Consider the following 250-nt stretch of genomic DNA (forward strand, 5'->3'; position numbering starts at 1 on the left):
TTGTAAGAGTGAACTTGCTCACCGGTTGTCACGCCTGCTGGGCAGTTACTGACATTTTCACCACACATTTGAATAAAACCAGTGCCTAAGAAATCGCCCACAAACACATTGTCACCACCATCAATACTAACGCCCCAAGCTGCATAAATATCATTATCCAATAAGTTAGATTTAACTACTTTACCGTCAGGTGAAATCATTGTTACGTTACCTGTTTTTGGTATAGCCGCTTGGTGTGCAAAAATGTTGT

At 40.8% G+C, this 250-nt stretch carries 1 protein-coding gene; it reads right to left on the reverse strand.

Going from position 1 to position 250, the window contains the following annotated elements; translation table 11 throughout:
- Positions 1-200 (reverse strand): hypothetical protein (locus AB4512_RS23825; protein ID WP_372175976.1); only part of this gene is annotated, 200 nt, incomplete at its 3' end.
- Positions 201-250: the final 50 nt, after the last annotated feature.

The organism is Vibrio sp. 10N.222.52.B7 (assembly GCF_041474275.1).
Taxonomy (GTDB): domain Bacteria; phylum Pseudomonadota; class Gammaproteobacteria; order Enterobacterales; family Vibrionaceae; genus Vibrio; species Vibrio crassostreae_C.